Annotated in this window: 13 protein-coding genes; 6 read left to right on the top strand and 7 right to left on the bottom strand. The window is 48.4% G+C overall.

The window, feature by feature from the left end; all coding sequences use genetic code 11:
* Positions 1-67 precede the first annotated feature (67 nt).
* Complete coding sequence (locus NDA06_RS00475) at positions 68-508, top strand: peroxiredoxin (RefSeq protein ID WP_190410968.1); 441 nt, start codon at positions 68-70, stop codon at positions 506-508.
* Positions 509-603: 95 nt separating this feature from the next.
* Here NDA06_RS00475 and NDA06_RS00470 read toward each other — a convergent pair whose 3' ends face one another.
* The 5 genes from NDA06_RS00470 to NDA06_RS00450 form a co-directional block, all read right to left on the bottom strand.
* Positions 604-993 carry a hypothetical protein gene (locus tag NDA06_RS00470; protein ID WP_190410969.1) on the bottom strand — a complete coding sequence of 130 codons (390 nt, stop codon included), beginning with the start codon at positions 991-993 and terminating at the stop codon, positions 604-606.
* A 135-nt stretch (positions 994-1,128) separates the two neighbouring features.
* On the bottom strand, positions 1,129-2,025 hold the full coding sequence (locus NDA06_RS00465; RefSeq protein WP_190410970.1) for an ABC transporter permease: 897 nt from the start codon (positions 2,023-2,025) through the stop codon (positions 1,129-1,131).
* Between the two features lie 57 nt (positions 2,026-2,082).
* On the bottom strand, positions 2,083-3,102 hold the full coding sequence (locus NDA06_RS00460) for an ABC transporter ATP-binding protein (RefSeq protein WP_190986344.1): 1,020 nt from the start codon (positions 3,100-3,102) through the stop codon (positions 2,083-2,085).
* Between the two features lie 264 nt (positions 3,103-3,366).
* Complete coding sequence (locus NDA06_RS00455; protein ID WP_190986343.1) at positions 3,367-4,353, bottom strand: heme o synthase; 987 nt, start codon at positions 4,351-4,353, stop codon at positions 3,367-3,369.
* A gap of 113 nt (positions 4,354-4,466) precedes the next feature.
* Positions 4,467-5,393, bottom strand: coding sequence for a heme A synthase (locus tag NDA06_RS00450; RefSeq protein WP_190684006.1), 927 nt, complete (start codon positions 5,391-5,393; stop codon positions 4,467-4,469).
* Positions 5,394-6,002: 609 nt separating this feature from the next.
* On the opposite strand from NDA06_RS00450, the gene NDA06_RS00445 reads away from it, so the two are divergent.
* From NDA06_RS00445 to NDA06_RS00430, 4 genes are all read left to right on the top strand, one after another.
* The gene (locus NDA06_RS00445) at positions 6,003-7,094 is read left to right on the top strand and encodes a cytochrome c oxidase subunit II (protein ID WP_190430223.1); all 1,092 of its coding nucleotides are present in this window, start codon (positions 6,003-6,005) and stop codon (positions 7,092-7,094) included.
* A gap of 131 nt (positions 7,095-7,225) precedes the next feature.
* Positions 7,226-8,989: a cytochrome c oxidase subunit I gene (gene ctaD / locus NDA06_RS00440; RefSeq protein ID WP_190410977.1), complete on the top strand. Its 1,764-nt coding sequence runs from the start codon at positions 7,226-7,228 to the stop codon at positions 8,987-8,989.
* A gap of 83 nt (positions 8,990-9,072) precedes the next feature.
* The gene (locus NDA06_RS00435) at positions 9,073-9,702 is read left to right on the top strand and encodes a heme-copper oxidase subunit III (RefSeq protein ID WP_190410978.1); all 630 of its coding nucleotides are present in this window, start codon (positions 9,073-9,075) and stop codon (positions 9,700-9,702) included.
* A 201-nt stretch (positions 9,703-9,903) separates the two neighbouring features.
* Positions 9,904-10,731 (top strand): pentapeptide repeat-containing protein, encoded by an 828-nt coding sequence (locus NDA06_RS00430; protein WP_190410979.1) that lies wholly within the window; start codon positions 9,904-9,906, stop codon positions 10,729-10,731.
* Between the two features lie 61 nt (positions 10,732-10,792).
* Here NDA06_RS00430 and NDA06_RS00425 read toward each other — a convergent pair whose 3' ends face one another.
* Positions 10,793-12,688, bottom strand: coding sequence for a DnaJ domain-containing protein (locus NDA06_RS00425; RefSeq protein WP_190986342.1), 1,896 nt, complete (start codon positions 12,686-12,688; stop codon positions 10,793-10,795).
* A 490-nt stretch (positions 12,689-13,178) separates the two neighbouring features.
* On the opposite strand from NDA06_RS00425, the gene NDA06_RS00420 reads away from it, so the two are divergent.
* Positions 13,179-13,460, top strand: a complete 282-nt coding sequence (locus tag NDA06_RS00420) for an HNH endonuclease (protein ID WP_190435063.1) — start codon at positions 13,179-13,181, stop codon at positions 13,458-13,460.
* Positions 13,461-13,486: 26 nt separating this feature from the next.
* Here the strand turns inward: NDA06_RS00420 and NDA06_RS00415 are convergent, their stop codons facing one another.
* On the bottom strand, positions 13,487-14,383 hold the full coding sequence (locus NDA06_RS00415; protein WP_190986341.1) for a tetratricopeptide repeat protein: 897 nt from the start codon (positions 14,381-14,383) through the stop codon (positions 13,487-13,489).
* Positions 14,384-14,392: the final 9 nt, after the last annotated feature.

The following is a 14,392-nucleotide window of genomic DNA, read 5'->3' as shown; positions in this document are numbered from 1 at the left end:
GGAATTTTAAAATATTGTAAAATTTGATTTTCACCAAACAATCATAACTGAGCAGGAAATAGAATTTATGGCTCTAGCAGTCGGTACAACGGCACCCACTTTCACCGCCAAAGATACCAATGGGAACACTGTCTCGTTGTCTGATTTGGCAGGAAAAACTGTGATTTTGTATTTTTATCCCAAAGATGATACACCCGGCTGTACCAAACAAGCTTGTAGCTTTCGAGATGCCTATGCAGACTATCAAGGCAAAGATATTGTAGTCTTGGGCGTTAGCAAGGATGATGAAGCGTCTCACCAGAAATTCACCGAGAAGTTCAATTTGCCTTTTCCCCTACTGGCAGATGTCGATGGCAGCATTATCAAAGCTTATGACGTTGAAGGAAGTAGCGGTTATGCCCAGCGCGTAACTTACGTGATTGATGGCACTGGCAAGATCGTTCACGTTGATTCCAGCGTCAACACGGGTAGTCATGCTCAGGATATCTTAGCGGCACTGGCTTCTTGAGCCGACGACTTTAGTCTCTAGAAATAATCCGAGAAGCCCGGTTTCCTTAAGGAAATCGGGCTTCTCAATCACAGGACTATTTGAATACTGATTAGTTATGGCGTCGAAGAGGCGGGTGTTACTGAGTTTACTGGAGTGACAGGTGCTACAGGTGCTGCCTGATTGGGAGTACCAAGAAGTTGTAGTTGTTGACGTCGGAACTGATCGGCGGCAGTATTCAGATTATTCTTCTGGTCGGTATTAAACTCGTCCATACTGCGAATGTTGCCCAAGGTGGCTCGATGCATCAAGTCAAAGACACCAGACGCACCGCCGTTATTCGTCCGAGAAAATGGGTCTGTATTTTGCTCTTGGAAAGTGTCTGCGGGACTGACCGCTCCTGGTTGCGACAGGGTTGATTGAGCCAGAGTCAATTGAGGCAGCAAGCAGGAGGCGAATCCCATGCCAGCCAGAACACCGAGAACCAGTTTAGTTTTTTTATTCATGACAATTTGGGGCGAAACACGCTACGAAAGTTGTGAGTTTTGAGTTTTGAATAAAGACGAAAAAATTGATCTCTATGTTCAACTTTATAACTCAAAACTCACTCAAGACTTGGTACTCATTACTCAAGACGATTCTTAAGCAAACCGACGACGCAGCAGGGGTTGAATTGTTAATAATATTACTGCATCAAAACCGAGAAGCACCAATATGGCAGTGCCAAAAGTTACAGTGCCCCAAGGAGCTTGCATTACCACGCTACTGAGTGCCCAATCACTGTGGAGATACAGATAACGAATTGGCTCAATCGCATAGCTGAGGGGATTGAGAGTTGCAACAACCTGCAACCAATTGGGCATGAAGGATAGAGGGGCGAGGGCTGTACTGGCAAACAGTAAAGGCAGGTTAGTAACAAAAATTACAGCAATCAGCTCGACGTGACCGGGCAAAGCGAAAGCTAAACCCAAACTCAAAGCGGTGACACCCAGAACCAGCAACAGAACAATCAACGCGATCGCGCCCAAGCCTAAAAGATTAGGTAAACCGGCTCCCAGAAAAGCGCTGGCTGCAACAATCACTGCCGCTTGGATTAAGCTCAACGTGACTATATAGATAGCTGAGGCAGCAACAATCGAAAATCGGGATGCCAGAGGAGCGACTAATAAGCGGTTGAGAAAGCCAAATTCCCGGTCAAACATCACCGGCAATCCAGCATTCAGTGCCCCGGCAAAGGCGGTAAAAACAATCACCCCGGCACCGAGAAATTGTCCGTAGCTCAAGTCATTGCCAAAAATGCCTTGAGGAGCATTTTGAAATAGCGCCCCGAATAGAACCAACCACATTAAAGGCTGGATGATTCCCGCCACAAGAGTCGAGGGACGCCGTTGCAATTGAATGAATAAGCGCTTCGTTAAAGCCAGAGTTTCTTGAATAAAGTCACTGACGAGGCTGGATGCAGCACCGGCATTAGATTTACCCGCTGCCTCTGGCTGCAACCGGATATCAGGTTTAGGAGGAGTTATCGTACTGCTCATATCAATTTCGGATGTTGAATGTAGGATTTTGGTAGCTTGGTGGTGTAAAAGCTGGCTCTACCGCATATTCTGCTTTTTCTCTGCCTTCGGATCGCGGCTACCCGCTGCTGCAAGTTCTGCATCCATCAGGGTTCTCCCCGTAGCGGCGAGGTAAACATCATCTAAACTAGGTCTAGCTTGGGCAATGCCAAAAATCGGTAAATTAGCGGTTTGGAGAGATTGCTGTATTGTCATCAGCGCGTCGCTTTGGGGCGTGACTACTAAATTGAGAGAATTCCCCTGAGCGTTATTGATGATTGCTTCTTGCACAAAGGGCAGAGATTGCAGCATATTTTTCGCTTTCTCTGCTTCTTCAATGGGAGAAAATTCGCGGATACGCAGGGTGATGCGATCGCCTCCCACCCGATCCTTCAACTCAGAAGGCGTCCCAGAGGCAATTACCACCCCTCGGTCGATAATCGCCACTCGGTCGGCTAAAGCATCAATTTCTTCTAAATAGTGGCTGGTAATCAGCACCGTTGTCCCGGATGCTCGCAACTGGCGCAAGAAATCCCACACGACTACACGGCTTTCAATATCTAGCCCTACGGTTGGTTCATCCAGAACTAAGACATCTGGCTGATGCAGCAACCCAGCGGCTAAGTCGAGGCGCTTGCGTAAACCGCCAGAGTAGGTGCCAGTTTTTTTATCAGCGTATTCTTGCAATCCCAAGACGCTCAGCACCGCCTCAATTCTCTGTTTCGCCACAGCACCGGGGAGGTGATACAGCGCGGCTTGTAGTTGCAGGAGTTCCCGCCCCGTCAGCACCTTATCTAAGGCGACCTCCTGAGCTACATAGCCCAAGCGTTGCCGTGCCCCTCTGGGGCTATCTACAACGGAGATGCCAGAAACTTCAATTTTGCCAGCATCGGGTTTTGTCAGGGTACACAAGACCCGCAGAGTTGTCGTTTTCCCGGCACCATTCGGCCCCAATAGACCAAAAATTTCACCAGGTTCTACCTGAAAGGAAACATTTTTAACGGCTTCTACTGAGCCGTAGCGTTTCTGAAGCTTTTCGATTAAAACAGCGGGAGCCATAGATGTCCCAAATTAACAAATCTAAACACTCTTTGTTTCTATTGTATTTCAATCCCTCATCAGGATTTATACTCCCACCGTACTGAATTCACCTATTGAAAGGCGAAAAGCCCGTACCATCCCAGGACGAACAGCGCCAGATAAGTATCCGTATAAGCGATCGCGCCCTTCCCTATAGTTGAGATAGAGAAAGCGCGATCGCTTTCAACGCAAAAACCCGCCTTGGCGGGTTTTTTTGTTTAGTCGCGATTTCTAATCGCGGGATCATTGCAAAATTGCGATCGCGCTGATGAATGTCTCTAGATGTTCAGCAACAAATGCAGTGAATTGATGCGTTACTGGTAAACTATCGACGACAATGCCGGTGCAGAGAAGCATCATGTAGAGGATGGAGTATTTAAACAGCGATCGCGCGACCTGTTTATCTCCAGGTGACTGCAATAGCTGCCACGCTTTCTTAATAAAGAGACTCCCCAGGATTGAGGCAATAATGCCATAAACAATACTAGACGCGCCCAAAGGATAAACCAGCAGCAACGTCATCGGCACCATAATCAGGGTGTAAAGCCAAATTTGCCGAGTCGTGACCACTTCACCTTTAACCACTGGCAGCATCGGAATGCCGACTTTGGCGTAGTCATCTCGAATCATTAAAGCTAACGCCCAGAAATGGGGAGGCGTCCACACAAACACAATCGCAAAAAGCAGCCAAGCTGCCCAGCTTAAGGTGCCGGTAACAGCTGCCCAACCCACAAGAGCCGGAATCGCTCCGGCTGCACCGCCAATCACGATGTTTTGCGTGGTGTGGCGTTTTAGCAAGTGGGTGTAGATGCCCATGTAGAAGACAACACCTGAGATTGCTAAGAGGGCGGACAGCAGGTTAGCGAAAACTGTCAGCAAGGTGAAAGAAAGACAAGCCAGGACAATTGCAAAAATTAGCGCATCGCGGGACTGCACCCGACCGGAAGGAATCGGGCGGTGGCGGGTGCGTTCCATTGCATAATCGATATCGCGATCGTAGATGCAGTTGAGGGTTTGAGCAGATGCAGCAGCGAGAGTTCCGCCTGCCATCGTCACCAATAACAACAGCGGGTCTACCTGTCCATCTGATGCCATCCACATACTCGCCGCTGTTGTGATTAGCAGCAAGGGGATAATTCGGGGTTTTGTCAGCTGGTAGTAACTTTGAATGACCTCTAGGAAGTTTTGGTGTCTGCGGGAGACATCGGTTCCAACTATCATTTCCTGCATTATTTATTTTTTTCCTAAGTGACCTAGCCTGCCGCAACGCGATCGCTCAAGGGTAAACGAGCGCAGGCTTTGTTTGTGGAGTCCCACCCTGAGGGGTGCGGATTGATGAAGAGCTATACGGAAGGGTTGGGAATGACACTGGCGCGATCGCGCAACGCCAAAACAGTAAAAGCAACAAGCGTTCCGAGTAAGGCGGCTCCGACTGCCTGGTGAGCGACGGTCAGTGGTTCTACTTGAAGGTGCAAGCGGAAGGTCGCCACACCGAGAATCACTTGTAACACCAGTAAACCACCACCCAGATTAGCCAGACGGCGCAGCATCGGGTGCAGTGCGGGTGTGCGCCATGCCAAAAGCACGACAGCGACGATCGCTAAAGTTGGGGGAACGACACCCGCAATGTGGCTATTCATCACCGTACACAACTCTTGCGCCCCAAAGCACTGATGGAGCGCCCAGCGAGAACCCACTAATCCACCTAGGAGGCTTTGTAGATAGACCAAAATTGCAGCCGTTAAACTCACCCACGGCAATTTTCCAACCGTGCCCGTGCCTTGATAAGGCAACAGTGCCGCGCCAATTATCAGGAGGGTGATGAAAAACAACAGTGCGGTTCCCAGGTGAGCAGTGACAATATCAAAACGCAGCAAGTGCGTTACGGTCAGCCCTCCCAAGACGCCCTGAAATACGACTAAAAAGAGTGCGAAGGTGGACGCCCAAGGCAGCCATTTGGGGAGCGATCGCTGATGCCACCAGGAAAGAACTGCTAGCGCGATCGCGCCGAAGCCGATTGCTGCCGCGTCCAACCTGTGAAACCACTCCAGAAACACCTGAAGATTCATCTGCGAAGAAGGCACCAGTTGACCGTAGCATAGAGGCCAATCCGGGCACGCCAGCCCAGCATTCATCACTCTTGTGGCACTCCCAATCGCCATCAAAACCAGCGTAGCGACGCCCAGCCGAAACACCAAGCGACGGATCTTGTCCCTTGGGTGGGAATCCTCCGGAGTGCGAACATCCTGATGAAGGACGGATTCTGTCATAGCGTTCAAAAAGCTAATTTTTCACCAATCAAATCAGAGTATCCGCTCAATTCCAACCTAGCATCTGAATGGAGGAAGATGACCGGCTCTAGCTACCACTCTAATGACCCCGTTGCATCATCAGCCACCGCTTTAGGAATTTCTTCCAATTGCCGAGATTTGGCGGAAATTGAGGCGAATTAGGGCAATGCAATAACCTCTGCGGCTAAAATTTTTAGATTTCTTCTAAATCAAGTATTTCATTGTAAAAAAGAATACTGGTATTCAAAGAGAAAACCGCTAGAATCCAGAAGCAATCTTCTAGCTCTAAATCCCGAATCCCTGACAGGGCGGGAGACGCCTCCCAGGATTCATCCTAGCGGAAATGGCTTTGTCTGCTGGTACCTTTCCTGAAAATGGCGGCGATCCCAAAAAAATTCCAAAAGATAACTCAGATTGGCTCACCTTTATGGGATCTCTGCCTTACCGTGGTTAATGAGGCTCTTACTGATTTCCTAAGATCGAACACAAAGGCAGCTTCACTTCGAGGCAGTCTAGATAGACCAAATCGGTCTGGGCATCAGCCCACACTGTTTTGTTTAGAATTGCACCAAATCCAAGACAAAGCCCGTGAAAATCCCAAGCTCGATATTAACTTTACTGGTTGGCATTGTGCTGACCCTTGTCAGCCTGTGGTACGGTCAAAACCACGGTCTTTTGCCGATAGCAGCCTCTGAGGAAGCAACCCTAATCGACAGGCTGTTTAACGCGATGATGACCATTTCCACAGGTCTGTTCCTGCTGGTTCAGGGAATAATTATCATTGCGGCAATTAGATTTCGGCAACGTCCTGGCGATGATACGGACGGGCCACCCGTGCATGGCAACGTTCCCTTAGAAATTTTGTGGACGGCGATTCCAGCGGTGATCGTCCTGGGAATCTCGATCTACAGTTTTGAGGTTTATGGTCAAATCGGCGGACTGAATCCGATGGATCATTCGGTTGCTCACGCTCCGAGTCATCAGCAGGTTGCCAAAATGCCTGGAGCGGCGATTGCAGCTACCTTAACAGAGGCTGAAAACGCCACGGACACTGAAAATCGCAATCAGCAGCTGCAAGATAAAGTCTTAGAAGACCCCGCTACGGCAAAAGTCCGCAAGGAGCTTCCTCAACTGCGGGATTCAGCCGATGTAGGCGTAACTTCCGGTCGCATTGGTCCCACACCTGACAAGCAAGGTCAAGATCCAGAATTTTATGTGAATGTTACGGGTCTACAGTTTGCTTGGCTTTTTAGCTACCCCGGAACCGATGTGACAGCGGGCGAATTGCATCTTCCGCTTGGACGGGAAGTGAAATTGAACATCTCGGCAAATGATGTTATACACGCTTTTTGGGTGCCTGAGTTTCGCCTCAAGCAGGATGCGGTTCCAGGACGCCAAACTGAGCTGCGGTTTACACCCAACAGACTCGGTGAGTATCCACTCATTTGTGCGGAACTCTGTGGTGCTTATCATGGAGTCATGAAGACAACGGTCATTGTTCAGACCCCCGAAGATTTCCAGAATTGGCTTGCCGAGCAGCAAGAAGTTGCCAGTTCGGAGGCTCTCGATCGGGCGGTGGCAGTAAACCCCGCAGAACGCTCAGATGCTGAGTTTTTGGCTCCCTACGCCAGTGAAATGGGGATCGATGCCGAAACTCTACACCCTCTCCACCACCACTGAGTAAGAGAGTGATGAGTGTTGAGTGTTGAGTTGTGAGTTAAAAAAGTTCTCGTAAAAATCTTTTATTTAATTCAAAACTCAAAATTCAAAACTCAAAACTCTTCTGACCCCCCTTAACTTCTGAATTTGAGATGACACAAGTAGAGCTTCAAGAAAAAGCAAATCTACCAGCCCACGGTGAACAACCGAAGGTAACGCATTGGCGAGAATACTTTAGCTTTAGTACCGACCACAAAGTGATTGGGATTCAATACCTGGTCACGACGTTTATCTTTTATTTGATTGGTGGAGTCCTGGCAACAGCCGTTCGCACGGAACTGGCAACCCCAGAGTCCGATTTTGTCGCCCCAGATGTTTACAACAGCTTATTTACGGTTCACGCGACGGTGATGATCTTCTTGTGGATCGTGCCTGCGGGAACCGGCGGCTTTGGGAATTACCTGGTGCCCTTGCTGATTGGAGCAAGGGATATGGCGTTTCCGAGACTGAATGCGATCGCTTTCTGGATCATCCCACCCGCTGGGTTGCTGCTGTTGAGCAGTTTCTTGGTCGGGGCACCCGGTGCGGGTTGGACTTCTTATCCCCCCTTGAGCGTTGTTAGTGGCAAACCCGGTGAAGCGATTTGGATTCTCAGCGTCCTGATCCTGGGAACCTCTTCCATCCTGGCAGCAATCAACTTTCTCGTCACCATCTGGAAGATGCGGACGCCAGGGATGGGGTGGAATCAAATGCCCTTGTTCTGCTGGGCAATGCTCGCCACTTCTGCATTGGCTCTCATCGCTACGCCAGTTTTAGCAGGGGCACTGATTCTATTATCCTTTGACCTGCTGGTGGGTACGTCCTTCTTTAACCCGACCGGGGGGGGCGATCCCATCGTGTATCAACACCTATTCTGGTTTTACTCCCACCCGGCGGTTTACATCATGATCCTCCCCTTCTTCGGGATGATCTCAGAAATTTTGCCGGTTCACGCCCGCAAGCCGATTTTTGGTTATAAAGCGATCGCTTATTCCAGTCTGGCAATCAGCTTTTTGGGGCTAATCGTCTGGGCGCACCACATGTTTACCAGCGGCACCCCTGCCTGGTTGCGGATGTTTTTCATGATCACCACAATGGTGATTGCTGTCCCTACCGGGATCAAAGTATTTAGCTGGTTGGCAACCATTTGGGGCGGCAAACTGCGCCTGAACAGCGCCATGCTGTTCGCAATGGGCTTTATCTCCATGTTTGTCATCGGCGGCATCAGTGGCGTCATGGTGGCAGCTGTGCCCTTTGATATCCACGTTCACGACACCTACTTTGTCGTGGCTCACCTGCACTACGTCCTCTTTGGCGGCAGTGTTTTCGGCATTTATGCCGGATTCTATCACTGGTTCCCCAAGATGACGGGGCGGATGCTGAACGAAACTTGGGGCAAAGTTCACTTTGTCCTGATGTTGGTTGGCTTCAATATGGCATTCCTGCCGATGCACAAGCTAGGTCTAGAAGGGATGAACCGACGGATTGCTTCGTATGACCCGAAATTTACCACTCTCAACGTGATCTGCACGATTGGGGCATACATCCTCGCCGTCTCCACCATTCCTTTCATTGTTAATGCCTGCTGGAGTTGGATAGCGGGTCCCAAGGCACCTGATAACCCCTGGCAAGGACTGACCCTAGAGTGGATGACAACCTCGCCCCCGCCACCGGAAAACTTTGAAAAAGACCCAGTGTTAGCCACCGGGCCATATGACTATGGGATGGGCGATCGCCGCACTCAAGTAGAGGTGCCCTTTGACGAGCCTCGAAATCCAGTCTTGGCTGCTGGCCCTGACTCGGCTCTCCGTGCCGATCCCGATCCCGCAGTGGCGGTGAATCCCGATGACCGCCAAGGAGAAAGTCACAATCGGTAATGGTAATCGGTAATCGGGAAACGATGACCCATTACCGATTCTCCACTACCCATTACGTATCCAACTCTTTCTAGAGGAGATTCATGCAAGGTTCAACGATTGACCCAGCGAAAACTGCCCTCAACTATCACCACAACTCAGAAGCGACTGTGGAAGCCCACGGCGTAGAACATCATGATTTCCGCATCCAGGGGCTGATTGTGTTTCTGATTGCGGAAGGCATGATCTTTGTCGGCTTATTTACCGCCTATCTCGCCTTTCGCGCTGTGGCACCCAGTTGGCCCCCGGAAGGAACGCCAAAGTTAGAGCTATTACTGCCCGGAATCAACACACTGATTCTGATTTCTAGCAGTTTCGTGATCCACAATGCGGATACTGCCATCAAAAAGAACGATGTGGCAGGTTTAAGGACTTGGTTTGCCGCAACTGCCCTGATGGGAGCGATTTTCCTGGGGGGTCAGGTTTACGAGTATACCCATTTGGAATTTGGCCTCAGCACTAACTTGTTTGCCAGCACGTTTTATGTTCTGACTGGTTTCCACGGTCTCCACGTTCTTTTGGGACTAGGGGCGATGATTGCCGTTTTGTGGCGCAGTTTAAAACCCGGTCACTACAGCAGCGAACACCACTTTGGCGTTGAAGCCGCAGAGATTTATTGGCACTTCGTCGATATTGTGTGGATTATTTTGTTCACCATCCTCTATCTGATTTGAATCTTTGTTTTTGCTTTTTTGACAAAGCTTGCCCCCAATTGGGGGCTTTTTTATGAGGAAAAGTTACTCTACTGATTGGAGGCGGGAAGGAGTCCTAAAATTTTAGATTTGGGGTTTGGGATTTTGGGTTGAAAATCTTAGACAGTCAGCGACTTTCCCGATTGAAAATCATGCAACTGTTCCGCAAATTGGTATGAATCGATGGACGCAGATGAACTACTGAGGAAATATGTAGAGGGCGAAAGAGATTTTTGTCTAGCCGACCTAAGTGGAGCCGACCTGAGTGGGGTAAATCTCAGTCAGGCGGATTTTAGTGGGGCCAACTTAAAAAAAGCTACCTTGAGTCGAGCGATTCTGAGCCGATGCACCCTAGCCGCAACCCACATGGAGGAAGCCGACTTGTGTGAGGCAGACTTGCGTAGAGCCGATTTGAGTGGAGCTGAAATGTTTGGAGCCTTCTTAATTGCAGCCAACCTGAGTTTAGCCGACTTGATTGGCACCGACTTGACGAAAGCCAATTTGAGTTTAACCGACTTGATTGGAGCTGACTTGATTGGAACTGACTTGAGTGAAGCTAACTTGAGTTTAGCCGACCTGCGGGGAGCTGACCTGAGTGGAGCTAATCTGAATGAGGCTAATCTGAGCGCATCCCATCTCTATGAAGCTGACTTGAGCGAGGCCAACTTGGAGGGAACGAACTTCCGTAGAGCGCTCTACAACGAACAAACTAAGTTTCCCGAAGAGTTTGATCCAAAACTAGCAGGAGCATTGTTGATTGCCCCGAATGTATTGCTGGCAGGGCTAGACCTGAGTAGAGCGAACCTTCCTGGGGTTAATCTGCGTGGAGCTAACTTGAGCGGTACTAACTTGAGCAAGGCAGATATGGTTTGGGTAGATTTGAGTGGAGCCAATTTGAGTGGAGCTAATTTGAGTGGAGCCAATTTGAGTGGAGCCAATTTGAGTGGAGCCGACCTCAGCGAAGCTAATTTGAGTGGAGCCATCATGCCTGATGGCAGCCTTCATGATTAAGGTCAAATAGTGAGAGATTAGACAAGACTCGTAGGGCGAATCTCTGAAAGGATTTATGCTGTTAGCGATCGCTCCATTGTTTCTCAAACTGGGCATAAGCTTGATTAATTGCCTGCATTTGAGCTTGGGCATTGGTAGAAGGATTAACATCAGGGTGGTACTGCCTTCCCAAACGTCGGTAAGCACGCTTAACATCATCAGCATCAGCGTTCCTTTCCACGCCTAAAACTTCCCACCATTCCCCAGATGGCACTGCGTCAAGTGTAGATTCACTCACGCCAAAGCATTTTTGCCAAATTTTCAGTGTGTTCTTCTCACCGCCACTCACCAGCGTCTGTCCATCGAAACTGAAAGCAACAGGATGACGCCCAGGCAGAGTATCCAGCAGTTCTCCATCTAGGTTCCAAAGTTTGATAGTACCGTCTCGGCTGCCACTGGCGAGGGTTTTTCCATCAGGGTTAATAGCGATAGAAACAACCCCAGATGAATGTCCTGTAAGAGTGCGAAGCAATTCTCCAGTCTGGAAATTCCACAACTTAATTGTCGCGTCTCCACTCCCACTCGCTAGAGTCTTTCCATCCGGGCTGAAGGCGACAGAAGTAACCCAGCCTGAATGTCCGATAAGGATGCGATGCTGTTGTCCACCGCTCAAATTCCAAAGCCTGATAGTTTGATCGGCACTTCCACTAGCAAGAATTTGGCTATCAGGACTAATCGCAACAAACAAAACCGCGTCAGAATGTCCATTAAGAGTGCTTCTTAGTTTTCCCGTATAGGCACCCCAAAGCCTAATCGTTTTATCAGCGCTTCCACTCGCAATAATTTTTCCGTCAGGGCTGAAGGAAACTGAGTAAACAAAGCCCGAATGACTGTAAGAGGAGTTTAAATAAAAAAAGGTGCGGAGAAATTCTTTTTTAGGCAGATTCCAGGTAGTAATTTTTTGGTCAAAACTGCCACTGGCAATCGTTTGACCATCTGGGCTAATTGCCACTGAAGAAACTTCCTGTCCTTGCCCAAAGAAGTTAAAAATCTGTTTTCCAGTCTTCAGGCTCCACAGGGTAACGATTTTATCATCACTGCCACTAGCCATCGTCTGATCATCGGAGCTGATGGCAATAGAATTGACTGAGGCTGAATGCTCTTTTAGGGTGTGTATGCATTTCCAACCTTGAGGTTCCTGAGACTCAATTTTTGTCAATCCTGGTGCCATCTTAGGCTGAGAAGATTCCGGTTGAGGTAACGGTGTTTGATGAGTAGAAATTTTAGGCGTTACAGAGGGATTTAAACTTGAGTGAAATGTAGAAAATTTGGATGAAATATTTTTATAAGGTGCAGAATAATTTAGATTTAAAACAGTCTTCGCTGGTATTTTTGCTTTTAGCGCCTTCAACTCGTCTTCAATTTCTATAGCGGCAAATTTTTCCTCTAAAACATCACCTGCTAGCTTCTTATCTAGCGCTGCTAATTCTAGCTCTAGAAGAGCATTAGTATAAGCTTCTTGCCATGATACTTTCTCTTCCATCCGCTCGAAAGCTTGATATGCGGTTTCCCCGCTTCCAGAGCCGTCAATCAGCTTCAATAAACCGTAAACTCCCAGCCCAAAAACTGCACCTGTTGCCGCAAAAGAACCCATACCAATTCCAACCGCTGTTCCCTTGAAAGCTAATCCCATGCCGCCAAAAACAGAGGAAAAACCTGCGCCGCCTACTGCACCAATTCCCATCGAACCTAAAGCGAAAGCATCTCCTTCTCCTACCGCTTTGAATGCTCCATAAGCAGCAGCACCAGCAACCGCGCCCGCTGCTGTAACGGGTGCCATGCCAATTCCAACTGCTCCGAATCCTCCGACTAATCCCATCCCACCAACTGCTGCGGAAACTCCAGCACCCGCCGCCGCGCCTCCGGTAACAAATGCAGCACCTGAGATAACATCATCTTGTTTATGGGTTTGAAACATTGCTTTTTTTGCTAGATGGCTGGGATAATTTGGCAACTGGAAGTTTCTTTATATACCTAGCACAAGCAAGTTTAGCCTTAAATCGTATTTTTACTGAATTTTTAATTTGTTCACAACAAATCCAATTAGTATTTGTTGCTATCTGAAATTATTTGTGAAGGCAAAAATAGTCGATTGAACCCCAAGGACACAAAGAACACGTTGGCTTTCGCGTAGCGGTGCGCTCAGGAAGAGACAAAGAGGAACTGATTGGTTCACCAAAGGAATAGATTGCTATAGTTTCACTTCCAATAAGGTGAGGTTTTTATTTAAATAGGAGCTGAAAATATCTTTGTTTTACATTGATATAGCAGTTTTAAATAATTCGTGAAAGCGAGATCCCGACTTTTTTAAAAAGTCGTGGAGCTGAACCGCTACCATCTCATAACTAAAATAGGATTGCTATATATAATTATCTTAGAAAGTATTGATTTATAAGTCTTATCAAAAAATGCAGTGTGAATTGTGTGAAAGAGAAGTGGAGCGGTTGACCGTCCATCACTTGATTCCAAGGCAGAAAACGAAACGGAAAAATGAAGATCCAGGACCGACTGCAAAGATATGTTCTGCCTGCCATCGGCAAATACATAATTTATTTGACAATACGCGATTAGCCCAGGAACTTAATTCTTTGGATAGGCTGAAGGATGAGCCGCAAATGGAGAAGTTTTTGTCTTGGGTGAAGAAGCAAGACCCGAATAAGCGGGTTAGAGTGCATCGGGGAAACAATTAAAGATTAAAAAACTAATTTTTAATTGTTTAGGGGTTTTGCGATCGCTTTAATAATTCGTCTGCATTAGAAGCCCACTGGCTATTCCCTTGGGCAGTGTAAAGCTGTTTGGCATATTGCAAAACTTGCTGGGCGTCACTGTAACGACCTTGGCGCAGGAAGACTAACCCAGCAGCGTAGTAGGCATTGGGGTAGTTAGAATTAGCCTCTGCTGCCTTGCGAAAGGCGGCGAGAGCTTCGTCTAAATTCCCCTGATTCATCAGGATGGAACCGAGATTATAGTGGGCTTCTGGATATTTAGGGCTGATTTTAATGGCTTGCTGGAATGCCTTTTTTGCTTCGTTCAGGTTGTTTTGTTGTAGATAAGCGAGTCCCAAATGATAAGCAGGTTCTGGTGCGTTGGGACTCAACTGCATCGCTTGTTTAAAAGATGCGATCGCTCGCGCTTCATCTCCCTGCTGTTCCCTTACCAAACCTAGATTGTAATGAGCAACTCCCAACTGTGGGTTGAGTTCCAGCGCCCGTGACAAATAATCACCTGCCTGCTGCAAGTTGTTTCCCTCAAGCAGCGCTGCACCCAAATTGGCATAGGCGAGAGCAAAGTTAGGATCGGCTTGGACTGCTTGGTAAAAGGCATCCGCTGCTGGCTGCAATTGCCCTACCTGACGCAAAGCCAGCCCCAAGTTGTAATGTGCGGGTGCCAGTTTGGGGTCGAGTTTGGCGGCTTGTCGAAAAGAGGCGATCGCTTCTTGTGTTTTTGCTTGACCGATTAGCTGGAGTCCCTGATTCATCAAGTCCACTGCCGATTGAGCTTGAGCAATTTGTACCGGCGTTACGGGTTTCCCAGCCACCGCTGGCGTCATCCTCCCACCCAGTAACAGTATTAACCCTCCAGCTATCCATCTCATCTGCTGGTACGTTCTCATTCTCCGTGT

It is taken from the genome of Trichocoleus sp. ST-U1 (genome assembly GCF_039961835.1).
Classification (GTDB): domain Bacteria; phylum Cyanobacteriota; class Cyanobacteriia; order Cyanobacteriales; family FACHB-T130; genus FACHB-T130.
The sequence above is the reverse complement of the archived record's forward strand: the minus strand, read 5'-3'. Positions and strand labels throughout refer to the sequence as shown.